Origin of the sequence: uncultured Bradyrhizobium sp., assembly GCF_936928535.1 — a bacterium.
In the GTDB taxonomy this organism is placed as follows: Bacteria; Pseudomonadota; Alphaproteobacteria; order Rhizobiales; family Xanthobacteraceae; genus Bradyrhizobium.
The window spans coordinates 37,194-62,030 of sequence record NZ_CAKZHY010000127.1 but is presented as its reverse complement, the minus strand read 5'-3'; the positions used below and the strand labels follow the sequence as shown (position 1 = coordinate 62,030).

Sequence of the window (24,837 nt, the reverse complement as noted above, 5' to 3'; positions counted from 1 at the left end):
TCAGACTTGAAACCACCGCCCGCCATCGAGGCTCAAGGAGTTTTGCAACGGAATCCCCTTGTGTGCGGACATGATGGCGCGCCCGACGAAGCGACGCGAAGGGCTACTTACGGACTCATGCGTCGCACAATTTTCTATTCATCGCTTTATGTTAAGGCGTCGGCAAGCATGTCCTCGCGACGGCGGTTGCGTTGGAACGTAGCAAGGGCCACTTTCAACGCGCATCGTAGAACAAATTCAGTGATACTCGACCACTCCTTTTAACATCAAAGGTGAAATCGACTCGATGTGGTTTGTTTTCGGAGGCGCGGCGCACATCGTTTTCGGCTATTTTCTTATTGCTCTGTCCAACCGTATTCAGGATAGCGAGCAGGTAATTGGCTTCGGAGAAAAACTCGGCAGGTTCGCCAGTATTCGATAGCGATGCTACTGGTACTAGTCTTTGCTGGGGTGCTCTTCGTGGTATATTTCCTCCACAGTCTTTGGAACGTGCAAGTTCATCTCTAACCACGCGGCCCTAAGCTCACGATGGAGCGGATTTTGACCAATGTCCCCAACGGGTCAACAGCGTCGGTTTGCCCGTGAGGCCATGACTTCCGGGTCTAGCCGGATGAGCGGACGTGGTCAGACCGAGCCGGCAGGTCTCGAACGGGCCAAAACCGCGCATTGGGCTTTCATTCTCCCGTCGGCCGGCCGCGCGAGGGCCGGCGGCCGGAAGGCTTCGGGATAGTGCCTGCGCGTGATGCCAGCAAACCGCTGCTATCGGCCGGCTTCTGCGAGCAGCACCGTGGGATAGACCGGCTTGGTGAGGAACTTCGTTCCAGGCGGCAGGGGACGTGGCAGCGGACGGCCCGAGATCACGATGATCCGAACACCGGAATCATGCTGCCGGGCAAAGTGCGCGAGATCCACACCGTCCATCTTGCCGACCAGATTGATGTCGGTCACCATCAGGGCGGGATGACGTGCTTTCAGTGCCAGCGCCGCGGTCTCGGCATCTTCGCACTGGAGCACCTCGAAATTGCTCTCTTCGAGCAGCAGCGCCAGCATCTTGCGTTGAATGTCATCATCCTCGACGACGATCGCGGTCGGCCTCATCGGCTTTGATTGGCCCATGACGCACCTCACTTTCCAACATATGTGAATTGCGAACGGGACTTTCTGTTCCCGGAGTGGGCTGGGTTCCGTTCTCGCGCGGGGTGGCGTTCTTTTGCGGTTGTGCGGGCAGCTGGCAGAGCAGGCTCTCCGCTTCAGCCAATATGGTGCGGACAAACTTCCGCTCCTCGATCGCCTCGCTGGTGAAGAAGCCGTGCTTGACGGCATTGCTGTTTCCATCAGGCGCGCCGGATCCCCACGCGCCGCCGTGCATGCGGCAGCGCATCTTGCCGCGCAGCGCCGGTGCGCGACAGGTTTCGCCGCTGCGCGTTCGCGCGCCGCAGCGGATGCTCGCCCGCATTGATGCGGTGTTGCGGGCGTGGCTCATGCGGGGAGGACTTCCGCGCGCACGAGGCCAGACTGCGCAGCGATCAGGTTCGCGTGCTGCGAAAAATTGCCGACGACCGCCTTGCCGCCGTCCTGCACCGACAGATTCTGCACCGTGATCGCGCACGCGCCGTTGCTGCGATGGCGATTCAGCGCCTCGATCTGGGCCGCGAAGGTGCGTGACAGCCGCGTCAGCGCGCGCGTCAGGCTCTCCTGTTGTTGCACGTCCTCGGTGCAGGCAAGGCGACAGGCGCAGCGCATCGTCGCGACCTGAATGCTCACCATCTGCGCCGCCAGCATGGATTCGAGCGAATCTCTCGGCGCGATGTTCTTCAGCGTCGAGACCATGAAGGCGAGAGTGCCCTGGTCGGGCTTGCGGGCGACGACGCTGGCCTTCACCAGTTGGCTCAGCAGGCCATGCAGCGCGTCGCGGTCGGCGGCGCCGAGCGCTTCGGCCAACAGCGCTTCGCCGGCTTCCGGGTCGGGATGTTCGATCACGATGTTCCGGCGGCGCAGCTTGACCTTCGGGCTCGGGATGGCCCCGGCGCGATCGCTGGCTGCGATGGCGGTCGTTTCCGGAACTGTGAGGGATGTCGTCATGCGTTGTGTCCTTTGCCGGCGGAGGCGCGCGGGCTCGCGGCGAGCGAAGCGGGTCGCGCGTCTGCTGGCGCGGCGGTTGAGAGTTTTCAGATGTCGGAGAGGCGTTCTCGCGCAAGCCGGTTCAGGCGTCCGGGATCGGACGCGAGGTGGAGACCGGCTGATATCGCGATGATGCCATCATGCACCTGTTTTGCCCGACGGGTCAAAGGATTTTCTGTAAATCCTCAAAACACGCCGCCGCGCAAGGCCGGCGATCCTGATGGCGCCGGCTACTGTGCATGGGGTTGTTTTCGCCGATCTGGTCCGGCACGGGGCCTCAGCTCGAAGACCGCTCGCGCGCCGCCACACGAATGGCGTGGGCCTTCGCCCCTTTGGCAGCACCCTTGGCACGGGCCGCGATCATGCTGCGCGCCTTGCCGTGGGCCGCGCCGCTCTTGCGGAGCAGGGCCACGAGATGCTTGCGGGCGCGATTGGCTGCGAGCCGCGCCGCCAACTGCTCGGCCCTGCGAATGATGGTGGCAGTCGACGGCGTGAGGTTCGCGGACACCCAGGCAACGTCCCTCGTCTTGGACAGGCTGCCGACGCCCTCGCAGGGCGCCTCGCGCGGCAGGTCGATCCGGATCGCCAGCGCATCCGCGCGCTCGATCCAGTCTTCGGCTTTGGTGCCGGTGATAATGCGGACATAGTCGCGCGTCTCGCGAGGCAGGTCGCTTTCCCTGGCGAGCCATTTCTGGATGCGGCCGGGACCGGCATTGTAGGCGGCCGCGGCGAGGCCGAGATTGCCGAAATCGTCACGGAGCTTGCGCAGGAATCTTGCCGATGCGGGCAGCGCCTTCATCGGATCGAAGGGATCGTCGAGCCCCATTTCAGCGGCGGTCTCCGGCATGAACTGCGCAACGCCTTGCGCGCCGGCCTGGCTGACCTCGTCGGATTTGAATCGGCTCTCCTGCCAGAGCAGGCGGGCAAAGAACGGGACGGGAATGCCGCTCTCCTCGGCCGCTTCCTTCAGCGCACGGCAGAATTGCTCAGTCGGGGACGCCGGAGGCTCTGTGGCCACTTCGACTGCGGGCTCCGGCTCGATCGGCTCCTCAAAGGATGCGCGCGCATTGGCCAGCTCGATGGCCTGCACACTCGCGAGGAAGAGTTCGACGATTGGCACCAAAGAGGGCGCGCGGTCGGACTTCGGCGTGGCCTGGTCGAAATGTGAGGTTTGCCATGTCGGCTCCGGGCTGACGTCGCACATCAGAAGCAGGAACGCAGCGCAAGCCGCGACGAGAAATCGCATCTCGGTAAGAGTCCTCGAACTGTGGGGGAACGACCAGCGGGCGCCGGTGACAAGGACTTCTTAACCGTAATTGCGGCGAAGCTGCGATTCCGCGAGACCACCGGTGTTAGTACGGTGTTCCCCTCGCAGGAACGCGGGCAGCCGCGCCCGCGGTTCTACGGGAACCGCGAGGTCGGAGCCTTAGGCCTTGCCGTCTAAGCCTTGGGAAAATCCTTGCGCATCGCGATCTCGGCGGCATCGCCGGGCGACAGCACGGCCTGGTCGAAGGCCGCTTGCGGCTTCGTCATGATGTCGTAGAGCGAGATGCCCTTGACGGGCTTGCCCATGAGTTCCCGGACGCAGTCGGCGAGCGTGCCGTTGTAGACGAGATAGGGCGGACCACGATCCTTCTGCCGCTGGCCCTTCAGCGACGGCCACTTCTTCAGCTCGGCCGGCGCGTCGTAAGCGATCGGCGATCCCTCTTTGAACATGCATGTCCCCGGGCGGCTCGGACTTCACCGGAAGCCTAGAGCCACCGGGTAAACGCACGTTAAAGAATTGCCTCAAATCAGCCGGCGACGAAGGCGAGCAGGGTGCCGTTGGCCTTGGCCGGGGGCACGACGACCGCAGCTCCGCTTCGGATGCCCGCCGGGCCGAGCGCTTTCTCGGTCGCCGTGAGATCGCCGCTGACGAGCACCAGCGCTGCGCCGCCGCGGCTCGAGAGGCCGGCGAGCGGCACGCCAGGATAGCGTTTGCCGAGCTGCTCCAGCGTCAGATAAACGAAGTCGGCGCGGTCGCCGCCCGACGTCACCGTCACCGCGCCGTCGCCCTCTGCCTTCGGCTCGCGATCGATCAGCCGCGCCAGATGCGCGGCTTCCGCTGCGGGCTCGGGCGCTGCGATCAGCACCTGCCTGATCCGCTTCGCGGCGTTGGCGTGCGTCATCAGCTCGGGAATCCAAACCGTCTCGCGGGTCTTATGCTGGCAGGCGAAGATGCGCACGCCGCCGGGCGCTTCCGCGGTCGGCCACATGAAGGTGCGGAATTTTGCCGCCGAGACGGTGCCGTCAGGCAACGTCACCGGCCGCTCGAAATCGGTCGGTCCGATCGGCGTGAAGCCATGCGCGCGGATTTCCTCGGCCCCGGCGGCGGAATCGATCGCGGTGAAGGCGATGCGTTCGATGCCTTCACCCTGTCGCTCGACAAAGGCGCGCGCCGGCGCGTTGTGCTCGGTTGCGACCAGCACGCCGAGCAGCTCCATATAGTCGGGGTCGAACATGATGGTGTAGTTGCCGGTACCCATATGCGCGCTGTGGGTGCCGCGCGGTGAGAGCGTGAAGCCGAGCTGGCGATAGTTCTCGGCAGCCTTGTCGAGGTCCTTCACCATGACCACGGCGTGGTCGATCCCGATGACGTTCTTGAGGGTCACTGTGATTTCCCCGGCAATTGCGAACTGACTCTGGACGGCCTGCAGCCGCCAGCCTTGTCTACGCCGGATAGGCGCTCAAGTCATTTTCAAATCGAGGGGAGACCGGGAATTTCATTTCGCGACATGCAGCATCGGTGATCAGCGATCCTGCTCGCTGATATAGGCGGCGAGGACGGCGCGCTCCTCGCTGGTCATCTCGGTGATATTGCCCGGCGGCATCGCATTGGACCAGGCCGCGACGCGGCCGATCAGGCGGATGTTGCGATGGATGTGCTCGGGTGCGTCGAGCAGAATGCCTTTCGGCGCGGTCACGATGCCGGCCCACACCGGCTCGGCGGCATGGCACATGCTGCAGCGGGACATCACGATCTCCTCGACATTGGCGAGTGTCGGCTGCGCTGACAGCGCGCCGGTCTTGACCTCGCGCGGGCCGGCCGCAGAGAGGAACAGGATCGCGATCGCACCTGCGGCAGCGACGCCCCACACCCACCACGGCGATTTGCGCCCGGCATGGCCCTCGTTGAAGAAATGACGGATCACCGGCCCCAGCGCCAGCACGATCGCGACGATGATCCAGTTGAAGCGCGTGGCGTAGAGCAGGGGATAGTGATTGCTGATCATCAGCACGACGACCGGCAGCGTCAGATAGTTGTTGTGGACCGACCGCTCCTTGCTGGTCTTGCCGAGTTTCGGATCGGGCGCCTGTCCCGCGATCAGCGCCGCGACGATCTTCTTCTGGTTCGGGATGATCACCGCGAAGACGTTGGCGACCATGATGGTGCCGATCAGCGCGCCGATCTGGTTGAAGGCGCCGCGCCCGCTCAGCACATGGGTGAAGGCGTAGGTCAGCGCGACCAGGAACAGATAGCCGCCGATGGCGAAGGGCAGCTCGCGCTGCGCAAGGCCGGTGCGGCAGGCGGCCTCGTAAAGCAACCACGCCAATGCGAGGCTGCAGAAGCTGAACAGTCCGGCCTGGAATGGCGTGAGTTCGAGGATCGACTTGTCGACCAGGAACAGGTCGGCGTCGAGATAGTACACCACCACCATCAACGCGAAGCCGGACAGCCAGGTGGTGTAGGCCTCCCATTTGAACCAGGTCAATTCGTCCGGCATCCGGGTCGGGGCCACCAGATATTTCATGATCCGGTAGAAGCCGCCGCCATGGACCTGCCAGGCCTCGCCTTGCACGCCGTCAGGCAGGTCGCTCCTGGGCTTGAGGCTGAGATCGAGGGCAATGAAATAGAAGGAACTGCCGATCCAGGCGATCGCGGCCACCACGTGCAGCCAGCGCAGCAGCAGGCTCGCCCATTCCGATATGATCGATCCCCACATGATTACCCCATCAATGGCGGCACGGATGCCGCAGCTTTGATGACCGCAACCTGCGGCCGTGCCCTTACAATCTGTTGCACCGATCCGCGCCGTTTTCCAGTACGATGGGTCACACCCTCTGCACATCGTGCGGGCATGAGCTGACGTGGGATTTGGCAGATGAGTCCGGGAGGAAGGTGGCGTGAAGATTCATGTTTCGCACATGATGGTGTCCGCATGGCTGTTGGTCGTTTCTGCAAGCGCGCAAGGAGAGCCCGTGCTGCAGGGCAAGGATGCCTATGGCAGCTGGCAGGCTGACAAGCCCGGTACCGTCAGGCTGATCCGCCCGCAGGATCTGCCAAAGCCCGGCGCCTCGCCCTCGGTGTCCAACTCCACGCGGGTGACGGCTCGCGGCAGTGCGACGCCTGATGTACCTGATGGATTCAAGATCGAGCTTCTGGCTGACGGCCTTTCCGACGCCCGCGTGCTGCGCGTCGCGCCGAACGGCGATATCTTCGTTGCCGAGACCGGACAGGGGCGCATTCGCGTGCTGCGTCTCGGGGAGGGCAGCAAGGTCGCGACCAACGAGGTCTTCGCCAGCGGGCTCACCCATCCTTTCGGCATCGGTTTCTTCCCGACGGGTGAGAACCCGCAATGGGTTTATGTCGCCAATGCCGGCAACGTCGTCCGCTTTCCCTATCATGCCGGCGATCTGAAAGCGTCGGGCAAGGCCGATGTGGTGGTGGCGAATCTCGCGCAGGGATCGGGCCATTCCACCCGCGACATCGTGTTCACGCCGGATGGCAAGCGCATGCTGGTGTCGGTTGGCTCGGCCAGCAATGTCGCCGAAGGCATGGGCAGCCCGCCCGGCGGGCTCGAGGCCTGGGCGCGCGCGCAGGCGCTCGGCGCCTCCTGGGGCTATGAGGCGGAGCGTGCCGCGGTGCTCTCGTTCACCCCCGAGGGTAAAGATCGCAAGCTTTATGCCACCGGCATCCGAAACTGTGTCGGTCTTGCGATCCAGCCGCAAACGAACCTGCCCTGGTGCTCGACCAACGAGCGTGACGGGCTCGGCGACGATCTCGTGCCCGACTACGTCACCAGCGTTAAAGAGGGCGCCTTCTACGGCTGGCCGTGGTTCTACATCGGCAACAACGAAGATCCGCGTCACGCCGGCGCGCGGCCGGACCTCAAGGACAAGGTGACGGTCCCGGACGTGTTGATCCAACCGCATTCGGCCTCGCTCGGCATGACCTTCTACCAGGGCACGCAGTTTCCGTCCGAATATCACGGCGACGCCTTCGCCGCCGAGCACGGCTCCTGGAACCGCTCGAAGCGCACCGGCTACAAGGTGATCCGCATCAGGATGAAGGACGGCAAACCGACCGGGGAGTACGAGGATTTCGTCACGGGCTTTGTCGTGAACGACAGCCAGGTGTGGGGGCGGCCGGTGGGGATCGCGGTGACCAAGGATGGATCGCTGCTGATCTCGGAAGATACGGGCGGGACGATCTGGCGGGTGACTTATTCACGCTGAGCGCGCTCTCCCTCGCCTGTCCCCGCGTGCGGGGCGAGGGAGTAGATCGACCTACCCCCGCCTCACACTCGCTCCGCCATCCACCGGCAGCGTGACGCCGGTGATGAAATTCGCTTCATCCGACGCCAGGAACAGCGCGGCGTTCGCGACGTCCCAGCCGGTGCCCATCTTTTTGCGCAGCGGCACCTTGCTGTCGCGCTCGGCTTCGACTTCGGCGCGGGTCTTGTGCCATTCGCGGGCGCGGGTATCGACGGCCATCGGCGTGTTCATCAGGCCGGGCAGGATGACGTTGGCGCGGATGCCGTATTCGGCGTTCTGATAGGCGAGCTGCTCGGTAAAGGCGATCATCGCCGATTTCGTCGCCTTGTAGGCGACGTAGGGATAGGTGGTGATCGCCGCCATCGACGAGATATTGATGATGGCGCCGCTGTTCTGCGCGCGCATGATCGGGATCACTTCCTTCGCCGCCAGAATGCAGCTCTTCAGATTGATCGCGACGACACGATCGAACGCCTCCTCGGTGATTTGCAGCAGTTCGGCATCGCCCCCGGCGAGACTGACGCCGACATTGTTGTGCAGCACGTCGATGCGGCCCCAGCGCGCCTGTGCCTCCGCCACCATCGCCTTGATGTCCGCAGATTTTGTCACGTCGGCTTTGAAGGCCGCCGCGGTGCCCTGCTTCGCCGCGATCATCGCGACGGTCTCCTGCGCCGATTCCAGATGATGGTCGACGCACAGCACTTTTGCGCCTTCGCGCGCAAAGGTGAGTGCGGTGGCGCGGCCGTTGCCCATGCCTTCGCCGGGGCTCTGGCCGGCGCCAACGACGATCGCAACCTTGTCCTTCAAGCGCATCTCAGTTCACTCCCGGGATCGGGTACTGCTGGAGTACCTCTTTGTAATAAGGCTCGTTGTCGATCTTCATGGTGGCGAGCACGCGCACCACGCCGCAATAGAAGGCGATGGTCAGGACGAGATCGGTCATGTGCTCGTCGGAGAGGTGCTGCTTGATCTCGGCGAAGGTCGCATCCGACATCGCAAGCTCGCGGACCATCTCGCGGGCGCCTTTGAGGATCGCCCTGGCGAGCGGCTCCAGCTTTGACGGTTTGCCTTCGGTCTCCGCCATCAGGCCGGCGATATCCTCGTCGGTGACGCCGAACTCCTTGCCGATCTTCACGTGATGGGTGAACTCGTATTCCGACTTCTCCATCCAACCGACCTGGAGGATAGCAAGTTCGCGCAGGCGAGGGTCGAGCTTGCTTTTGAAACGGATGTAGCCGCCGATGCCGTTGAAGGCACGCGCCATCTCCGGCGAGTTGACCAGCAGCTTATGCAGATTGGTGTTGCGCTTGAGCATGTCGCGATATTCGGGCGCGACCTGGTCGGCATCGAGATAGGGCAGGCGGGCCATTTTGCATGTTTCCTCTAGTGTTCTTGCGACTCGCGTTCGGGGGCCTGCAACGTCACGCCACCGTCCACCACCAGCACCTGGCCGGTGATGTAGCGCGCAAAGTTGCTCAGGAGAAATTTGACGGCATGGCCGACGTCCCAGCCGGTCCCCTCGGTCTTGAGCACGGAGGCCCTGGCGCGCTGGGCGCGGGCCTGCTCGCTCATGCCGCGGGCATAGACCATCGGCGTGTACATCGGTCCGGGGCAGATGCAGTTGACGCGGATATTGTCGCGGCCGTGATCGACTGCCATCGCGCGCGTCAGCCCGATGATGGCCGCCTTTGAAGTCGTGTAGGTCGTCAGCCCGCGCGGCCGCAGCGCCGAAATCGAGGAGATGTTGACGATCGCGCCGCCCTTGGCGGTCCTGATCATGGCGGGGATCGCGTGCTTCGACAGCAGGAACATGGTCTCGACATTGACCTGCATGACGCGGCGATATTGCTCCGGCGCCTCGTCCACCACGCTGCCGCGGCTGCCGATTCCAACATTGTTGTCGAGGAAATCGAGCCGACCCCAGCGGTCGAGGGCGGCCTCGACGAGCGCCTTGCAGTCGTTCTCGCTGGTGACGTCGCCGCCCTGGGCTGCGGCAGTGCCGCTCTCGGCCATGATCATCTCGACGGTGCGTTCGGCGAGCCTGAGGTCGCGATCGGCCACCAGCACTCTCGCGCCGGCGCGCGCGAGCAGAATTGCTGCAGCGCGGCCATTGCCGATGCCATCGCCTGCTGCACCGCCGCCGCTGATCAGCGCAACCTTGCCGGCGAGGCCGGCGTCGTCCTCAGGGCCCTGCATCTCGTTCCATCCCGATATTTTCGTGCAAACTAGCAATCGCGCGCGGAAGAGAGAAGGCCGGCCGTCCCGTGCCGATGTCATTGACATCGCACGGAATTGCATGGCGCGGGACGAGATATGCCGCGGTTGAGCTGCGATGGCCGGGAACCGTCTTCACGCAACTGCGTTTGTGGCGGGGGAGTTTTTGGCGTTACGCTCCCCTTGGGGTTCTCCTGATCGCCAGTGGCTTGCCGATGAATCTGCTCGATCCACAAGGGCCGGTGGCTGCGGCCAACAGCACCATTCTGGTCGATTCCGTCTTCATCATGCTCGCGATCGTGGTGCCGACCATTTTTGCGATCCTGGCTTTTGCGTTCTGGTTCCGCGCCTCCAACACGAAAGCACGCTTCCAGCCCGGCTTCGTCTATTCCGGCCGCGTCGAGATGGTGGTGTGGGCGATCCCGGCGCTGACCGTGATCCTGCTCGGCGGCGTCGCCTGGATCGGTTCGCACCAGCTCGATCCCGCAGCGCCCGTGCCGGGCACGGGAAGTCCCGTCCGCATCCAGGCCGTGTCGCTCGACTGGAAATGGCTGTTCATCTATCCGGACCAGCGCATCGCCACGGTCAACACGCTGACGGTGCCGGCCGGCGCCGAGCTGAATTTTCAGCTGACGTCGTCGAGCGTGATGAACACGTTCTTCATCCCGCAGCTCGGCAGCATGATCTACACCATGAACGGCATGGTGACGCGGCTGAACCTCCGCGCCGACAATGAGGGGAAGCTCAAGGGCATGTCGGCCCATTTCTCCGGCGACGGCTTTCCGGACATGATGTTCGACGTCAATGTGATCTCGCCGCTGTCATTTCCGGATTGGGTGGCGACCACGGCGAAGACCGACGCCGTGCTGAACGAGGAGAGCTACAAGAAGCTCATGCAGCAGGGCATCGAGAAGGGTAAGCCGACCTATCGGCTTGAAGACCCGCGCTTGTTCAACCTGATAGCAACCCAGCACATTCCGCCAGGACCGGGACCGGAGCTCATGTCCGATGCCGGCCGCCCCCACAGTGGAGGCCATGATGCTCGGTAAGCTCGACTGGTCGGCCATCCCGTTCGATCAGCCGATCCCACTGATTGCGGGCGGCGTGGTGCTGGCTGGAATCCTCGCCGTGCTGATCTGGGTCGTCGTGAAAGGCCATTTGCCCTATCTCTGGCACGAATGGATCACCAGCGTCGATCACAAGCGCATTGGCGTCATGTACATCCTGCTCGCTTCGATGATGCTGCTGCGCGGCGGCAGCGACGCCATCATGATGCGGATCCAGCAGGCAATCGCCTATCAGTCCCAGGGCTATCTGCCGCCGGAGCACTACAACCAGATCTTCTCGGCGCACGGCACCATCATGATCTTCTTCGTAGCGATGCCGTTCGTGATCGGGCTGATGAATTTGATCGTGCCGCTGCAGCTTGGCGTGCGAGACGTCGCGTTTCCGACGCTCAATTCCGTCGGCTTCTGGCTGACGGCGACGGGTGCGCTATTGGTCAACCTGTCGTTGGTGATCGGCGAGTTCGCCCGGACCGGCTGGCTTGCCTTTCCGCCACTGTCGGAGCTGTCCTATTCGCCCGGCGTCGGTGTCGACTATTACGCCTGGTCGCTCCAGATCTCCGGCGTCGGCACGCTGGTCGCCGGCATCAATCTCGTCACGACGGTGCTGAAGCTGCGGACCAAAGGCATGAACTATCTGCGCATGCCGATGTTCTGCTGGACCACGCTGGCTTCGAACCTCCTGATCGTCGCGGCGTTTCCGATCCTCACCGCGACGCTCGCGATGCTGCTGCTCGACCGCTATCTCGGCTTCCACTTTTTCACGAATGAGGCCGGCGGCAACGTCATGATGTTCATGAATTTGATCTGGGCCTGGGGGCATCCGGAGGTCTACATCCTGGTGCTGCCGGCGTTCGGGATCTTCTCCGAGGTGGTCTCGACCTTTTCGGGCAAGGCGCTGTTCGGCTATCGCTCCATGGTGCTGGCGACCATGGCGATCTGCGTCATCTCCTTCATGGTCTGGCTGCATCATTTCTTCACGATGGGCGCGGGGCCCGACGTCAATGCCATCTTCGGCATCGCCAGCATGATCATCGCCGTGCCGACGGGCGTGAAGATCTACAATTGGCTGTTCACGATGTATGGCGGCCGCATTCGCTTTGCGACGCCGATGCTGTGGGCGGTGGGCTTCATGGTTACCTTCATCATCGGCGGCTTGACCGGTGTGCTGGTTGCCGTGCCGCCGGCCGACTTCATGCTTCACAACAGCATGTTCCTGGTGGCGCACTTCCACAACGTCATCATCGGGGGCGTGCTGTTCGGCGCCTTCGCCGGTTTCGAATACTGGTTTCCCAAGGCGTTCGGATTCCGCCTCGATGAGCGCTGGGGCAAGCTGGCGTTCTGGTTCACCTTCTCAGGCTTCTACATTACTTTCGTGCCGCTTTATGTCGCCGGCATGCTCGGCATGACGCGACGCATGCAGCACTATGATGTTGCGGAGTGGCGCCCGTGGATGATCGTGGCGGCGATCGGCATGGCCGTGCTGTCGATCGGCGTGATCTGCCAGATCATGCAGCTCGTCGTCAGCATCCGCAACCGCGAGGCGTTGCGCGACCGCACCGGCGATCCCTGGGACGGCCGCTCCCTGGAATGGGCGACCTCGTCGCCGCCGCCGGTGTTCAACTTCGCCTTCCACCCTGACGTCCGCGGCGAGGATGCCTATTGGGACATGAAGATCGCTGCCCAACAGCAATCGCTCGAGCACGAAGAGCCCGAATATCACGACATCGAAATGCCCCGGAACTCGCCGACCGGCTTTGTCTGCGCGTTCTTCGCCACGATCATGGGCTTTGCGCTGATCTGGCACATCTGGTGGTTGGTGATCTTGGGCAGCCTCGGCGCTTTCGCGACCTTCGTCGTGTTCGCGTGGCGCGACCACGACGAATACGTCATTCCGGCCGCGGAGGTCGCTGCGATCGACCGCGTCAATCTGGAGGAGCGGCGGAACCTCGTCAGCATGGCGGGGGCGATCTGATGTCGATGACCGCGACCGTCGGCCGCGCGCATGCCGATCCCCATCACATAGGAGTTGTCGTCGAGCATCCCGGGCCCGCGCCGAAGCGGACCGTGACCGCCTATGGCTTTTGGGTGTTCCTGCTCTCCGACATCGTGATGTTCTCCTGCTTCTTTGCGGCCTACGCCGTGCTGGTCAGCCAGACCGCCGACGGTCCGAAGGGCTCGGAGATTTTCGAGCAGCGCAACGTCGCGATCGAAACCGTCTGCCTGCTGCTGTCGAGTTTCACCTGCGGTATGGCCAGCATCGCCGCCGACGTGCGCAACCGCTTCTGGTTCTATCTCGGCATGACCGTAACTTGCGTGCTCGGGCTGATCTTCCTCGCCATCGAGTTCAGGGAGTTCGCCGACCTCGTCTCCCGCGGCTATGGCCCGTCGCGCAGCGCCTTCCTGAGCGCATTCTTCTCGCTTGTCGGCTGCCACGGCCTGCATGTCTCGGCCGGCGTGCTCTGGCTGCTCACCATGATGGCGCAGGTCTTTGCCAAGGGCTTTCGCGCCGACGTGCTGCGCCGGATGATGTGCTTTGCGCTGTTCTGGCATGCGCTCGACATCATCTGGGTCGGCGTCTTTTCCGTCGTCTATTTGCTTGGGAGTGGCGTATGAGCGATCAGACGCACATGCATGTCGAACATGACATCGCGCCTGGCGATGAAGAGCAACACAGCGTTGGCGAGCGTATCATCGGCTACGTCGTCGGCCTGGGTCTTGCGCTGCTGCTCACCGCGACCTCGTTCTTCATCGCTGGCACCGACCTGGTCTGGCAGCCCTCGATCCCGGTCGCACTGATCGTGCTGGCGATTGCGCAGATGGGCGTGCACCTCGTTTTCTTCCTGCACATCACCACCGGACCCGACAACACCAACAACGTGCTGGCGTTGGCCTTCGGGCTTCTGGTCGTCTTTCTGGTGGTCGGTGGCACCGTCTGGATCATGTCGCATCTCAACCAGAACATGCCGCCGATGGACCAGTTCATTCGGATGCACAGCTAGACCGCACAAAAAAGAAGAGCCGCTTGTGAGTGACAAGCGGCCCAAGTCTAGGGAGGAAACGCCCGAGCAAGGACAATCCGATGAGGATCGTCTGCCAAGGAAACGCCCGCGCAAAGCGCTTGCGTACACATATAAGTGCAGCAACTCCCGTTTCAGTTCAATTCCGGATCATTACTGTCTCGGTCTACCACTCACGGCTGCGTGAACCAAAAGTTCACTTTGGCCGGCGGCAATTGTAGGCCTTGCGGAAGCCCGAGGCCTGCGCGTCGTCCTCAGAGCAGAACCAGCGGTCCGGCTTGGTCGTCGCGGCATAGCTCGGGCAGCCCCTGAGGTGATAGATGCCGATATTACCGGTGACGCGGGCGCGCACCGCGAGCTTGCCCTTGATGGCGCAGTTTGGCGGTGCCGTCATCTCCTCGGGAAACAGCACCGCGCGAATCTCCTTGTCGCGGTCCGGGCGGCAGGCGGCGCCGAGCAGGGCGCCGTCCTTCTTGCCGGTGCGGAATTCTTGCGGTGCAACAAAGCAGCCCTTCCAGATGCCGGCCGAGGCCGCCTTTGCCTCGGCAGCCGCCGGCTTGACGTTGGCCTTGAGCGGCTCGCGCGCGATGGCAAAGCCCAGCCTGACCAGTTGCTCGTTCAACGATACCTTCTCGCCCTCGACCGTGCAGATCGCGCGGTGGCGCTTGCCAAAATTCTTCTCAGGCCCGACGTCGTCACAGCGCACCGGCTTAGTGCCGATCAGCTTGGCGAGCTGGTCGCGGGCCTCGATGCCGCAGGTCCAGGGATCGGCATGGTCGTCGATGCAGACCTGGTCCAGCTCGGGCGCATCGACGCCATCGAGCCGGTAGACGACGTCGCCAAGCTGGATCGAATTGGCGTCCCGGACCGTCGCAGCCGCAGTCAGCGCGGTGGCAGGACTGGAGGTCCCCAAAAATGCGGACAGAGCGAGAAATAAAACAAGGACGAAGGCGCGGGCCAATGAATTTTCGAAGGACATAATTTCTCGCTATCGATTGCTCTTGCTCCTCGTTCCTAGCATTCGGCAGTCGCCAGACCAATGGTCTGCGCTGTGCGAAGTGCGACATTCGCCAGCCAGCCTTTACTCGCCGGCCGGTCTACCCCTATCGTTCGGCGGCCTAGTGAGCCGTGATGGCCGAATCGCCCGAGAAGCGGCGACGGCGGGAGGAAGACTTGTCGATGAAAGACCCCGTGGACGTCCTGATCATCGGCGCCGGCGCTTCTGGCGCGGTGGTGGCGTGGTCGCTGGCCGAGACCAAGATGCACATCGTCTGCCTGGAGCAGGGCGGCTGGATGAATCCGGCGGAATATCCAAGTACGGGCCGGGACTGGGAGGCCAGGTTCTTCGGCGAGTGGTCATCGAGCCCCAATGTCCGCGGCCGGCCCGAGGATTATCCTGTTAACGACGACAATTCGCCGATCAAGGTCGTCAATTACAACGCCGTCGGCGGCTCGACAGTGATGTACACCGCGCATTGGCCGCGGCTGCATCCTTCCGATTTCAAGGTGAAGACGCTGGACGGTGTCGCCGACGACTGGCCGATCGACTATGACGCGCTGACGCCGTTCTTTGAAGAGAACGACCGCATGATGGGCACGTCGGGGCTATCAGGCGATCCGCTCTCGCCGCTGACGCATCCGCCGATGCCGCAGCAACCGATGGGATTGTCCGGCGCCATCATCGCCAAAGCCATGAACAAGCTTGGCTGGCACTGGTGGCCGTCGGACACGACGGTCGCGACCATGGACTATGAGGGCCGTGCCCGCTGCGTCAATCTCGGCCATTGCACGCCGGCCTGCGCACAAGGCGCGAAATCGTCGACCGACATCACCTATTGGCCGCATGCGGTTCGCGCCGGCGTCGAGCTGCGCACGCATTGCCGGGTGCGCGAGATCACCACCGACGAGAACGGCATGGCCACCGGCGTGGTGTATTACGACAAGGACGGCGTCGAGCAGTTCCAGCCAGCGCATGTCGTGATCATCGCCTGCAATGGCGTCGGCACGCCGCGGCTGCTGCTCAACTCCAAGTCCGACCGCTTCCCGAACGGCCTTGCCAATTCATCGGGTCTCGTCGGCAAGAATCTGATGTTCCACCCCTATGCGCAGATCTACGGCTATGTGAAGGAGCCGACCGATAGCAATCGCGCGCCGCCGACCTGCCTGTGGAGCAAGGAGTGGTACGACACGGATTTGTCGCGCGGCTTCGTGCGTGGCTATGGGGTGCAGTTCGTGCGCGGAGCAGGGCCGGTGTTCGAGGCCGTGGTCAGCGAGCAGAAGGGCATTCTGCCGTGGGGCGAGGATCATCACCGCGTCTTCCGCAAGCTCAACGGCCACAGGCTCGGCTTCTCCGCGATCTGCGAGGACCTGCCGGAGGAGCATAATCAAGTCACGCTCGATCCCGTGTTGAAGGACAGCCACGGCATTCCCGCGCCGAAGATCGACTACACGATCTCGGAGAACAGCCGGAAGATGATGGACCATGCGCTCGCCCGCGGCCGCGAGGTTCTCGAGACGGCCGGCGCGACAGACATCTGCGTCAATTCGCCGATCCCTTGGGGCGGCTGGCATCTGCTCGGCACCGCGCGCATGGGCACCGATCCCAAGCGCTCCGTCGTCAACGAATGGGGCCGAACGCACGACGTCAAAAACCTCTTCATCGTCGACGGCAGCATCTTCGTCACCTCGGGCGGTGTGAACCCGACCTCCACCATCCAGGCCCTCGCGCTCTACATCGCCGATCAGATGAAGCAGCGTCTCGCCAACTTGTTCGACTGAGGCCGCTATGACCGCAGACAATCAGCTCACGCGCGCTCAGCGCGACGACCTTCGCACCATCGCCGGGATGATCGTTCCCGCCAGCGACGAGTACAAAGTGCCCGGCGCCGACGATGCTGCGATCCAGGCCGATGTCCTTGCGACCCTCGGCCGCGACACCAGATTGGTGGTGGCGGCGCTGGATCATCTGGCACGGCTCGCAGGCCAACCTTTCGCCGAGCTCGACGCGACGAAGCGCAATGCCGTGGCGCAGGAATTTCGCAAGAACGGCGGTGCGGCCGCGGCAACGCTCGTTCGCGTCGTCCTGCAATGCTACTACCGCGACGACCGCGTGCTGCGCTCGCTTGGCCTCGAGCTGCGCGCACCGTTTCCCAAAGGCTATGTGCTCCCCGATGGCGACTGGTCGCTGCTCGATCCGGTCAGGGCCAGGGGCGGCACGTTGCGGCGCGCGCCCTAGCCACTTGGGTAGTCAACGGGGCAGTCTAGCCTTGCGCTCCGGGCGGGCACCTTGCGCCTGACGGAACAGGCGACCATCTGTGTGGACCTCAAGGACTTTTGCCATGCTGGATTTCACTTCAGATATCGTCGATGACGCAACGTCATCGCGAACGACAGAACCTGGCCCGGTCGATGATCGGGCCCTGCTGGACGCCTATTCCAATGCCGTGATCGACGTGACCGACCGCGTCGGCCCTGCCGTCGTGCGCGTCGAGACCGGGCCAAAGGTGCCTGATAGACGCGAGCGCGGCGGGCTCGGCTCCGGCATCGTGATCTCGCCTGACGGACTCGTCCTCACCAACAGCCATGTGGTCGGCTCGTCCAAGGAGATCCGGCTGCGGGACGTCGAGGGCCATGTCGGTGACGCGCGCGTGCTGGGCGTCGATCCCGATACGGACCTCGCGCTGCTGCGCGCCAATGGCGCGCGGGATTTGCCCTATGCAGCGCTCGGCAACTCCAAGAGCCTGCGGCGCGGACAGCTCGTGATCGCGATCGGCAATCCGCTCGGATTCGAATCGACCGTCACCGCCGGTGTGGTGTCGGCGCTCGGGCGCTCGATCCGCTCGGTCAGTGGTCGCACCATCGAGGACGTGATCCAGACCGACGCCGCGCTCAACCCTGGCAATTCCGGCGGGCCGCTGGTGTCGTCGAATGCCGAGGTGATCGGCATCAACACGGCGATCATCAATGGTGCGCAAGGCATCTGCTTTGCAGTTGCCAGCAACACGGCGCAATTCGTGCTGTCGGAGATCATCCGCCACGGCTATGTCCGCCGCGCCTTTATCGGTGTTGCCGGGCAGACCGCCCCGGTGCCGCGGCGGCACGCGGTGCTGGCCGGCGTCGAGAACAAGATGGGTGCGCTGTTGATGCAGATCGAGCAGGACGGCCCGGCGGCGAAGGCGGGCCTGCTGCCCGGCGACGTCGTGATCAGGCTCGACGGTGTCGAGATCAACGGCGTCGACGATCTGATCCGCGTGCTCGACCGCGACCGCATCGGTCGGCGGCTCGCCATGGACGTGTTGCGGCTCGGTCGCCTGCGGGCAATCGACATCGATCCCGTAGAGCGCAAGCCGCAGCGCTAGCTGCCGGACGGCAGGCGGGGTATGACGGTGTCATGCCTCGCTTCCGGACCCCTGCCGCGTGATGCCGGCGCATGAGACCTACGACGTCATTGTCATCGGCGCTGGCGCCGGCGGCATGACGGCTGCGGCAGTTGCCGCCGCCGAAGGTCTGCGCGTGCTGGTGATCGAGAAGACCGCCTTTGTCGGCGGCACCACCGCGTGGTCGGGCGGCATGGTCTGGATCCCCGCCAATCCCAAGATGAAGGAAGCGGGGCTCTCTGACAGCATCACGGACGCTGTCCAATATTTGTCGGGCACCGTGCCAGAGCCCGCCAACGCGGGATTGCGCGCCGCCTTCCTCGCGCGCGGACCTGAGGCGGTCGCCTATCTCGAAGCCAACACGGAAGTTCGCCTCCAGCCGGTGAAGGTCTATCCGGATTATTACCCGGAGCGGCTGGGCGCAACGTCAGGCGGGCGCGCGCTGGAGCCAGTCGCGTTCGATGGCAGGCGGCTGGGGGCGCATTTCGCGCGGCTGCGCGCGCCATTGCCCGAGTTCACGCTGTTCGGCGGCATGATGGTCAATCGTCTCGACATTCTACATCTGCGCCGAATCGGAAAGTCGTTGCGTTCGACCTTGAGGGCGGCGCGGCTCGTTTCCCAATACGCCTTCCAGCGGCTGCGCAGCCCGCGTGGCACGACGTTGCACCTCGGCAATGCGCTTGCTGGGCGACTGTATGCGTCGCTGCTGGCGCGGCAGGTCGAGATCCTCTTCAGTGCCGACGTCGAGGATTTGTCGATGGAAGGCAATCGCGTCTGCGGCGTGGTCATCCGCCATGGCTCACGCGACCGTTCGATTGCCGCACGCCGCGGCGTGGTCATCGCGACGGGTGGCTTTTCGCACGATGCTGTTTTACGCAAGCGCTTCTTCCCCGCGGCGGCTGGGTCGGTCTCGGCCACCAACACTTCAAGCACGGGCGATGGGCTTCGCCTTGCGGCGACGGCCGGAGCCGCGCTCAATACAGAGGCGACGAGCCCGGCCTATTGGGTCCCAGCCTCGCTGTTCCGACGTGCCGACGGTAGCCGCGGTGTCTTCCCGCACACGGTGACCGATCGTGCCAAGCCCGGCGTCATAGCCGTCAATGCTGCCGGCCGGCGCTTCGTCAACGAGGCGCTGTCGTACCATGAGTTCGTGCTCGCCATGCTGCGCGACGGCAACGGCGAGCCGGACCGGCCGTTCTATTTGATCTGCGATCGCCCGTTCCTGTGGAGCTACGGCCTCGGCCGCGTCAAGCCGTTCACGCGCGGCGTGCGGCGCTACGTGATGAGCGGTGAGTTGATCGAGGCGCCTGACATCGTAGAGCTCGCGGCGAAGCTCGGTATCAAGCCGGCTGTGCTCACAGCGACGATCGCGGCCTACAATGCCGACGCGAGGGAAGGTCGCGATCCCGAATTCGGGCGTGGCAGCACGATCTATCAGCGGCATCTCGGCGATGCCGCGCACAGGGCCAATCCTTGCGTTGCTCCCATCGTCAGCGCGCCGTTCTTTGCGATGCGGATCTATCCGGCCGATCTCGGCACGGCGATCGGCATGAGGGTCGATGCGCAGGCGCGCGTGCTGCGCGAGGACGGCACGCCGATCGCGGGGCTCTACGCCTGCGGCAACGACATGGGCTCGATCATGAACGGGAACTATCCGGGGCCGGGCATCACGCTCGGGCCGGCGTTGACGTTCGCCTATATCGCGGGCCGGCATCTGGCGGAGGGGGCGGCAACAGCGTCGAGTGCTGCGAAGGCGGCTGTCTAATTATCGCCCTCGCTCTATCCCCTCATTGCGAGCGCAGCGAAGCAATCCAGAAATTCCTCAGTGGAGGCATTCTGGATTGCTTCGTCGCTTCGCTCCTCGCGACGATGAGTGGTGAGGGCCTTACGTCCCCTAACGATTACTCCGCCGCCGCGGCAAAGCGGCTGTTCTCCAGCTCCGCCTCCAGCCGCGCCTTCTCGGCTGCCGCCAGCTTGATGTTGGCTTCCTTGACGTGGCCGAATCCGCGGATGCTCTCCGGCACACGCGCGAGCCGCGTCAGCAGCGGGATCTGCTCCGCCTTCAGCCCGGCCACTAGCTGGTCGATCATGCCGAGATAATCCACGACCAGCTTCCGCTCGGTCCGGCGCTCCTCGGTGCGACCGAACGGATCGAACGCGCCGCCGCGCAGGAATTTGAGCTTCGCCAGCACGCGAAAGGCGTGGATCATCCAGCCGCCGAACTCCTGCTTCTGGAGCCGTCCGGTCGTCTTGTCGCGCTTTGCGAAGATCGGCGGCGCCAGATGGTACTTCAGCGTGAAGTCTCCTTCGAACTTCTCCGAGACCTTTCTTGCAAAGCTGCCATCGGTGTAGAGCCGCGCGACTTCGTACTCGTCCTTGTAGGACATCAGCTTGAACAGATTCTTTGCCACGGCTTCGGTCAGATCCGAAGACCCGGGCGAAGCGGCCGTTTCCGCCTTGCGCACCTTGGCGACCGCCGCGAGGTAGCGATCGGCATAGGCCTTGTCCTGGTAGCCTGTCAGGAACTCGGCGCGGGTCGCAACGATGTCGTCGAGCGACTTGGTCGGTGCGGCCGCGGGGCTCTTGAACTGCAGCACGCTGCGCACCCGCGACATGTCGTGAGCGGCGAGACGGCCCCAGGTGAAGGCGAGCTTGTTCATCTCGATCGCGGCACCGTTGATCTCGATGGCGCGCAGCAGCGCCTCCAACGACAGCGGGATCGCGCCCTTCTGGAAGGCGAAGCCGAGCATGAAGGGATTGGTCGCGATGCTGTCGCCCATCAGCGCCGCCGCGATGCCGGTGGCATCGATGATGTCGAGGTTCTTGTCGCCGACGGCGTCGCGCAGCACGGTCTGCATCGTGCCCATCTCGAAATCGATATCGGGGTTCTGCACGAAGCTCGCGGTCGGCTGCAGATCGGCGTTGATGAAGGCTTTGGTCACGCCGCGTTCGGCGCGGCTGAGCGCGGTGGGGCCGGCCGAGACGATCATGTCGCAGCCCAGAATGACGTCGGCGCCGCCCGTGCTGATGCGGACGGCCGAGATATCTTCCGGCTTTGGTGCGATGCGCACATGGCTCATCACCGCGCCGTTCTTCTGCGACAGGCCGGTGAAGTCGAGCGCGGAGCAGCCGCGGCCGTCGACATGGGCGGACATGCCGAGCAGGGCGCCGATGGTGATGACACCGGTGCCGCCGATACCCGTGACGAGGATGTTGTAGGGCCCATCAAGCTCACGCGCGGGCGGCAGCGGCAGATCGGCGAACAGCTGGCCGGAGTCCACCGCCGAGGTCTTCATCCGCTTGAGCGTGCCACCATGCACGGTGACAAAGCTCGGGCAGAAACCTTCGACGCAGGAAAAGTCCTTGTTGCAGTTCGACTGGTCGATCTGGCGCTTGCGGCCGAACTCGGTTTCCAACGGCTGCACCGAGACACAGTTGGAGGCCAGCGAGCAATCGCCGCAGCCTTCGCAGACCAGCTCGTTGATGAAGGCGCGCTTGGCGGGATCGGGATAGAGCCCGCGCTTGCGCCGGCGGCGCTTTTCGGCGGCGCAGGTCTGGTCATATATGACGACGGTGAGGCCCTTGATGTCGCGCAGCTCGCGCTGCACGGCATCGAGCTCGCGGCGGTGATGGATGGTTGCGCCTTGCGGGAAATAATTGCCTTCGGGGTATTTGCCGGGATCGTCGGAGACGATCGCAAGGCGCTTGACGCCCTCGGCCCAGACCTGATGCGCGATCTGTGCGACGTTGAAGGCGCCTTCGGCGGGCTGGCCGCCGGTCATCGCGACAGCGTCGTTGTAGAGGATCTTGTAGGTGATGTTGATGCCGGCAGCAGAAGCCGCGCGCAGCGCCAGCAAGCCGGAATGCGTATAGGTGCCGTCGCCGAGATTCTGAAAGATATGCTTCTCGGTGGTGAAGGGCGACTGGCCGATCCAATTCACGCCCTCGGCGCCCATATGCGAGATCAGATCGGTGCGGCGGGTCGGCATGCTCAGCGCCATGCCATGGCAGCCGATGCCCGCCATGGCGCGGCTGCCCTCCGGCACGCGGGTCGAGGTGTTGTGCGGGCAGCCCGAGCAGAAGAACGGCGTGCGCGCGAGCTTGATCTGGGTGCTTGTGGTGACAGGATTGTCGAAGGCCTCGAGCCGTGCGAGGCGCTGCTCCAGCACCGGGCTGTGATGCCCGAGCTTGCGCAAACGCGCCACCAGCGCACCCGCGACGATGGTCGGCGTCAGCTCGCCTTCGCTCGGCAGCAGCGGCGCGCCGCGCTCGTCGCGCTTGCCTGTTACGGTCGGACGTCTTGAGGCATCAATGTTGTAGAGGATGCGCATCAGCTGGTCTTCGATGAAGCCGCGCTTCTCCTCGACGACAAGCACGTCCTGTAGGCCTTCGGCAAAGCGCTTCGCGCCGCTTTCCTCCAGCGGCCAGGTCAGCGCGACCTTGTAGATGCGCAAGCCGAGATCCTGCGCGTCCTTGTCGGTAATGCCCAAATCGGCAAGCGCCTGGCGCAGATCGAGATAGGCCTTGCCAGTCGCGACGATGCCGAGGCGCGCGGGCTTGGAATCGAGCACGATGCGGTCGAGCTGGTTGGCGCGGGCAAAAGCCTGCACTGCGGCCATCTTCGGGCCGAACAGGCGCTTCTCGGCCTCCAGCGGCGGATCGGGCCAGCGGATGTTGAGGCCGCCGAGCGGCATCTCGAAATCGTCAGGGAGCACGATCTTGACCCGTTCAGGATCACTGTCGATCGAGGCCGAGCTTTCCACTGTCTCGCTGATCGCCTTGAAGCCGACCCAGCAGCCGGAGAACCGCGACAGCGCGAAACCGTAGAGGCCGAGATCGAGATAGTCCTGCAGCGTGGCCGGATTGATCACAGGGATCAGTGCCGCAGCGAACACCTGCTCGCTCTGATGCGCCAGCGTGGAGGACTGGCAGCCATGGTCGTCGCCGGCCAGCGCTAGCACGCCGCCATGGAGCGAGGTGCCGGCCGCGTTGGCATGCTTGAGCGCGTCGACCGAGCGATCGACGCCTGGGCCTTTGCCGTACCATATGCCGAACACGCCATCGACCTTGGCACCGGGAAACAGGCCGACCTGCTGACTGCCCCAGACGGCGGTCGCCGCCAGGTCCTCGTTCAGGCCGGGGACGAAGGCGATGTCATGCTGCTGCAGGTGCGACTTCGCGCGCCACAGCGCGTGGTCATACATGCCGAGCGGGGAACCGCGATAGCCTGAGATGAAGCCGCCAGTGTTGAGTCCCTGGAGCCGGTCGCGTTCGCGCTGCAACATGGGCAGGCGGACCAAAGCCTGGGTGCCGGACAGGAAGATCCGCTTCGATTCGAGCCGGTATTTGTCGTCCAGCTCGACCTGCAACAGCGTCATTTCAGGAGTCCTTGTCGTCGCATCGATTGGGAATTTTGCGCCGCGGAAAGATGGGCGACTTGCGAAGCGGGTGTTGGTACTCAAGAGCATGGCGCACCGAAGTCAATATCGCTGGCCGCATCCGTGGCGCTCCTGCTAGTCATGGCTGCCTGTGGAGGAGCCCATGACTACAAGCGCGTTCCATACCGAGATCACCGAAACCGCAGAGGCCTTGATCGGGCCATGGCGCCAACCCCGCCAGATGCTGCACGCGCAGGTTTACGACGCGCACGCCTCCATCCATGACGACGCGACCGCGCAGAAACTTGGCTTCAAGGGCGGCACCATCGAGGGGCCCACGCATTTCAGTCAGTTCGCGCCGCTGGGCGCGCGGCTGTGGGGACGGGCGTGGTTCGAGAGCGGCTGTCTGTCCGCGCATTATCGCAATGCCTGCTTCGAAGGCGAGGAGGTGCAGGCGATCCTGTCGAAACCTTTGCCCAGAACGAGCCAGTGCCAGGTCCAGATGATGAAACGCGACGGCACCGAGGTGCTGCGCGGGACGGCTTCGATCGGCGATGCCCAGGCCGCGACCGCGCTTGAGACGCGCCTGACCGAGCTCAACCCGCTCGCCGATCCCGTCATCCTGCGTGACGTCAAGGTGGCGCAGACCAGCAAGCGGCAGACGGTGCGGATGGCGCTCGACCAGAACATGGGCGACCTCTATCCGTTCTCGCTCAGACAGAAGCTCGCCGTCATCACCGAAAACTCGCCGTATTATTCGAGCGCCGACAATCCGTGGCGAAAGGCGATCATCCCGATGGAGATGCTGAGCGTGCTGTTCCAGTACCGCTCCAAGGACGATCCGCTGCCGGCGAAGGGCCCCGCCGTCGGCCTGTTTGCCGACCAGGAGATTCGGCTGATCAAGGGACCGCTCTTCGTCGACGAAGAGTATGAGGTCGAGCGAGAAGTGGTCGCACTGTCCGGCAGCCGCCGCACCGAAAGTGCCTGGGTCAAAACGCGGGTGTTCGATAAGGCTGGCGCGATCATCGCGACCATGCTGCTGAACATGGCGACGCTGAAGGACTCTTATGCGCCGTATGAGGAGGAGTATCGACGGCTGTATGGGGCGGGGCGATAGGTCGCCCCCGCT

The 24,837-nt window shown here is 64.0% G+C and carries 22 protein-coding genes; 10 read left to right on the top strand and 12 right to left on the bottom strand.

From position 1 onward, the window contains the following. Positions 1-759 precede the first annotated feature (759 nt). From Q0687_RS26730 to Q0687_RS26700, 7 genes are all read right to left on the bottom strand, one after another. Positions 760-1,116, bottom strand: a complete 357-nt coding sequence (locus Q0687_RS26730) for a response regulator (protein ID WP_298883684.1) — start codon at positions 1,114-1,116, stop codon at positions 760-762. Then, entirely contained in the window at positions 1,067-1,483 is a 417-nt protein-coding gene (locus Q0687_RS26725) for an HGGxSTG domain-containing protein (protein ID WP_298883682.1), read from the bottom strand. The genes Q0687_RS26730 and Q0687_RS26725 overlap by 50 nt, the downstream gene beginning before the upstream one ends. After that, the gene (locus Q0687_RS26720; RefSeq protein WP_298883679.1) at positions 1,480-2,082 is read right to left on the bottom strand and encodes a hypothetical protein; all 603 of its coding nucleotides are present in this window, start codon (positions 2,080-2,082) and stop codon (positions 1,480-1,482) included. The genes Q0687_RS26725 and Q0687_RS26720 overlap by 4 nt, the downstream gene beginning before the upstream one ends. A 316-nt stretch (positions 2,083-2,398) precedes the next feature. Beyond that, positions 2,399-3,367: a lytic transglycosylase domain-containing protein gene (locus tag Q0687_RS26715; RefSeq protein ID WP_298883677.1), complete on the bottom strand. Its 969-nt coding sequence runs from the start codon at positions 3,365-3,367 to the stop codon at positions 2,399-2,401. 194 nt (positions 3,368-3,561) lie between these two features. Then, positions 3,562-3,837: a hypothetical protein gene (locus Q0687_RS26710; RefSeq protein ID WP_298883674.1), complete on the bottom strand. Its 276-nt coding sequence runs from the start codon at positions 3,835-3,837 to the stop codon at positions 3,562-3,564. Between the two features lie 77 nt (positions 3,838-3,914). Then, positions 3,915-4,772, bottom strand: a complete 858-nt coding sequence (locus Q0687_RS26705) for a VOC family protein (RefSeq protein WP_298883672.1) — start codon at positions 4,770-4,772, stop codon at positions 3,915-3,917. Between the two features lie 138 nt (positions 4,773-4,910). Beyond that, on the bottom strand, positions 4,911-6,104 hold the full coding sequence (locus Q0687_RS26700; protein WP_298883670.1) for a urate hydroxylase PuuD: 1,194 nt from the start codon (positions 6,102-6,104) through the stop codon (positions 4,911-4,913). Positions 6,105-6,306: 202 nt separating this feature from the next. Here Q0687_RS26700 and Q0687_RS26695 point away from each other — a divergent pair, with 202 nt between their 5' ends. Continuing rightward, positions 6,307-7,617, top strand: a complete 1,311-nt coding sequence (locus tag Q0687_RS26695) for a sorbosone dehydrogenase family protein (RefSeq protein ID WP_298883698.1) — start codon at positions 6,307-6,309, stop codon at positions 7,615-7,617. A gap of 51 nt (positions 7,618-7,668) precedes the next feature. Here the strand turns inward: Q0687_RS26695 and Q0687_RS26690 are convergent, their stop codons facing one another. Genes Q0687_RS26690 through Q0687_RS26680 form a run of 3 tightly spaced genes read right to left on the bottom strand, consistent with a single transcriptional unit; the run spans position 7,669 to position 9,852 of the window. Further along, on the bottom strand, positions 7,669-8,469 hold the full coding sequence (locus Q0687_RS26690; protein WP_298883668.1) for an SDR family NAD(P)-dependent oxidoreductase: 801 nt from the start codon (positions 8,467-8,469) through the stop codon (positions 7,669-7,671). A 1-nt stretch (position 8,470) separates the two neighbouring features. Continuing rightward, positions 8,471-9,025 (bottom strand): carboxymuconolactone decarboxylase family protein, encoded by a 555-nt coding sequence (locus Q0687_RS26685; protein WP_298883666.1) that lies wholly within the window; start codon positions 9,023-9,025, stop codon positions 8,471-8,473. A 14-nt stretch (positions 9,026-9,039) separates the two neighbouring features. Further along, on the bottom strand, positions 9,040-9,852 hold the full coding sequence (locus Q0687_RS26680; RefSeq protein ID WP_298883664.1) for an SDR family oxidoreductase: 813 nt from the start codon (positions 9,850-9,852) through the stop codon (positions 9,040-9,042). A gap of 233 nt (positions 9,853-10,085) precedes the next feature. On the opposite strand from Q0687_RS26680, the gene Q0687_RS26675 reads away from it, so the two are divergent. Genes Q0687_RS26675 through cyoD form a run of 4 tightly spaced genes read left to right on the top strand, consistent with a single transcriptional unit; the run spans position 10,086 to position 13,936 of the window. Then, positions 10,086-10,919: a cytochrome ubiquinol oxidase subunit II gene (locus Q0687_RS26675; protein WP_298883629.1), complete on the top strand. Its 834-nt coding sequence runs from the start codon at positions 10,086-10,088 to the stop codon at positions 10,917-10,919. Beyond that, a complete protein-coding gene (gene cyoB / locus Q0687_RS26670) occupies positions 10,909-12,909 on the top strand; it encodes a cytochrome o ubiquinol oxidase subunit I (protein WP_298883695.1) in 2,001 nt (666 codons plus the stop codon). The genes Q0687_RS26675 and cyoB overlap by 11 nt, the downstream gene beginning before the upstream one ends. Continuing rightward, positions 12,909-13,550 carry a cytochrome (ubi)quinol oxidase subunit III gene (locus Q0687_RS26665; protein ID WP_298883626.1) on the top strand — a complete coding sequence of 214 codons (642 nt, stop codon included), beginning with the start codon at positions 12,909-12,911 and terminating at the stop codon, positions 13,548-13,550. The genes cyoB and Q0687_RS26665 overlap by 1 nt, the downstream gene beginning before the upstream one ends. Then, on the top strand, positions 13,547-13,936 hold the full coding sequence (gene cyoD / locus Q0687_RS26660; RefSeq protein WP_298883623.1) for a cytochrome o ubiquinol oxidase subunit IV: 390 nt from the start codon (positions 13,547-13,549) through the stop codon (positions 13,934-13,936). Before Q0687_RS26665 ends, cyoD begins: the two co-directional genes overlap by 4 nt. Before the next feature lie 214 nt (positions 13,937-14,150). Here cyoD and Q0687_RS26655 read toward each other — a convergent pair whose 3' ends face one another. Further along, positions 14,151-14,933 (bottom strand): thermonuclease family protein, encoded by a 783-nt coding sequence (locus tag Q0687_RS26655; protein ID WP_298883620.1) that lies wholly within the window; start codon positions 14,931-14,933, stop codon positions 14,151-14,153. 200 nt (positions 14,934-15,133) lie between these two features. On the opposite strand from Q0687_RS26655, the gene Q0687_RS26650 reads away from it, so the two are divergent. From Q0687_RS26650 to Q0687_RS26635, 4 genes are all read left to right on the top strand, one after another. After that, complete coding sequence (locus tag Q0687_RS26650) at positions 15,134-16,732, top strand: GMC family oxidoreductase (RefSeq protein ID WP_298883617.1); 1,599 nt, start codon at positions 15,134-15,136, stop codon at positions 16,730-16,732. 7 nt (positions 16,733-16,739) lie between these two features. Continuing rightward, positions 16,740-17,189, top strand: coding sequence for a hypothetical protein (locus tag Q0687_RS26645; protein WP_298883613.1), 450 nt, complete (start codon positions 16,740-16,742; stop codon positions 17,187-17,189). A gap of 103 nt (positions 17,190-17,292) precedes the next feature. Further along, on the top strand, positions 17,293-18,312 hold the full coding sequence (locus Q0687_RS26640) for a trypsin-like peptidase domain-containing protein (RefSeq protein WP_298883610.1): 1,020 nt from the start codon (positions 17,293-17,295) through the stop codon (positions 18,310-18,312). A gap of 58 nt (positions 18,313-18,370) precedes the next feature. Beyond that, on the top strand, positions 18,371-20,095 hold the full coding sequence (locus tag Q0687_RS26635; protein ID WP_298883607.1) for an FAD-dependent oxidoreductase: 1,725 nt from the start codon (positions 18,371-18,373) through the stop codon (positions 20,093-20,095). Positions 20,096-20,231: 136 nt separating this feature from the next. Here Q0687_RS26635 and Q0687_RS26630 read toward each other — a convergent pair whose 3' ends face one another. Next, positions 20,232-23,708 (bottom strand): indolepyruvate ferredoxin oxidoreductase family protein, encoded by a 3,477-nt coding sequence (locus Q0687_RS26630; protein WP_298883604.1) that lies wholly within the window; start codon positions 23,706-23,708, stop codon positions 20,232-20,234. 163 nt (positions 23,709-23,871) lie between these two features. On the opposite strand from Q0687_RS26630, the gene Q0687_RS26625 reads away from it, so the two are divergent. Then, on the top strand, positions 23,872-24,825 hold the full coding sequence (locus Q0687_RS26625) for a hypothetical protein (RefSeq protein WP_298883602.1): 954 nt from the start codon (positions 23,872-23,874) through the stop codon (positions 24,823-24,825). Positions 24,826-24,837 lie beyond the last annotated feature (12 nt).

Coding starts and splice junctions, on each gene's coding strand:
- Q0687_RS26730 (WP_298883684.1), bottom strand. CDS start 1,116: ATGGGCCAATCAAAGCCGATGAGGCCGACCGCGATCGTCGTCGAGGAT.
- Q0687_RS26725 (WP_298883682.1), bottom strand. CDS start 1,483: ATGAGCCACGCCCGCAACACCGCATCAATGCGGGCGAGCATCCGCTGC.
- Q0687_RS26720 (WP_298883679.1), bottom strand. CDS start 2,082: ATGACGACATCCCTCACAGTTCCGGAAACGACCGCCATCGCAGCCAGC.
- Q0687_RS26715 (WP_298883677.1), bottom strand. CDS start 3,367: ATGCGATTTCTCGTCGCGGCTTGCGCTGCGTTCCTGCTTCTGATGTGC.
- Q0687_RS26710 (WP_298883674.1), bottom strand. CDS start 3,837: ATGTTCAAAGAGGGATCGCCGATCGCTTACGACGCGCCGGCCGAGCTG.
- Q0687_RS26700 (WP_298883670.1), bottom strand. CDS start 6,104: ATGTGGGGATCGATCATATCGGAATGGGCGAGCCTGCTGCTGCGCTGG.
- Q0687_RS26695 (WP_298883698.1), top strand. CDS start 6,307: ATGATGGTGTCCGCATGGCTGTTGGTCGTTTCTGCAAGCGCGCAAGGA.
- Q0687_RS26690 (WP_298883668.1), bottom strand. CDS start 8,469: ATGCGCTTGAAGGACAAGGTTGCGATCGTCGTTGGCGCCGGCCAGAGC.
- Q0687_RS26685 (WP_298883666.1), bottom strand. CDS start 9,025: ATGGCCCGCCTGCCCTATCTCGATGCCGACCAGGTCGCGCCCGAATAT.
- Q0687_RS26680 (WP_298883664.1), bottom strand. CDS start 9,852: ATGCAGGGCCCTGAGGACGACGCCGGCCTCGCCGGCAAGGTTGCGCTG.
- Q0687_RS26675 (WP_298883629.1), top strand. CDS start 10,086: ATGAATCTGCTCGATCCACAAGGGCCGGTGGCTGCGGCCAACAGCACC.
- cyoB (WP_298883695.1), top strand. CDS start 10,909: ATGCTCGGTAAGCTCGACTGGTCGGCCATCCCGTTCGATCAGCCGATC.
- Q0687_RS26665 (WP_298883626.1), top strand. CDS start 12,909: ATGTCGATGACCGCGACCGTCGGCCGCGCGCATGCCGATCCCCATCAC.
- cyoD (WP_298883623.1), top strand. CDS start 13,547: ATGAGCGATCAGACGCACATGCATGTCGAACATGACATCGCGCCTGGC.
- Q0687_RS26655 (WP_298883620.1), bottom strand. CDS start 14,933: ATGTCCTTCGAAAATTCATTGGCCCGCGCCTTCGTCCTTGTTTTATTT.
- Q0687_RS26650 (WP_298883617.1), top strand. CDS start 15,134: ATGAAAGACCCCGTGGACGTCCTGATCATCGGCGCCGGCGCTTCTGGC.
- Q0687_RS26645 (WP_298883613.1), top strand. CDS start 16,740: ATGACCGCAGACAATCAGCTCACGCGCGCTCAGCGCGACGACCTTCGC.
- Q0687_RS26640 (WP_298883610.1), top strand. CDS start 17,293: ATGCTGGATTTCACTTCAGATATCGTCGATGACGCAACGTCATCGCGA.
- Q0687_RS26630 (WP_298883604.1), bottom strand. CDS start 23,708: ATGACGCTGTTGCAGGTCGAGCTGGACGACAAATACCGGCTCGAATCG.
- Q0687_RS26625 (WP_298883602.1), top strand. CDS start 23,872: ATGACTACAAGCGCGTTCCATACCGAGATCACCGAAACCGCAGAGGCC.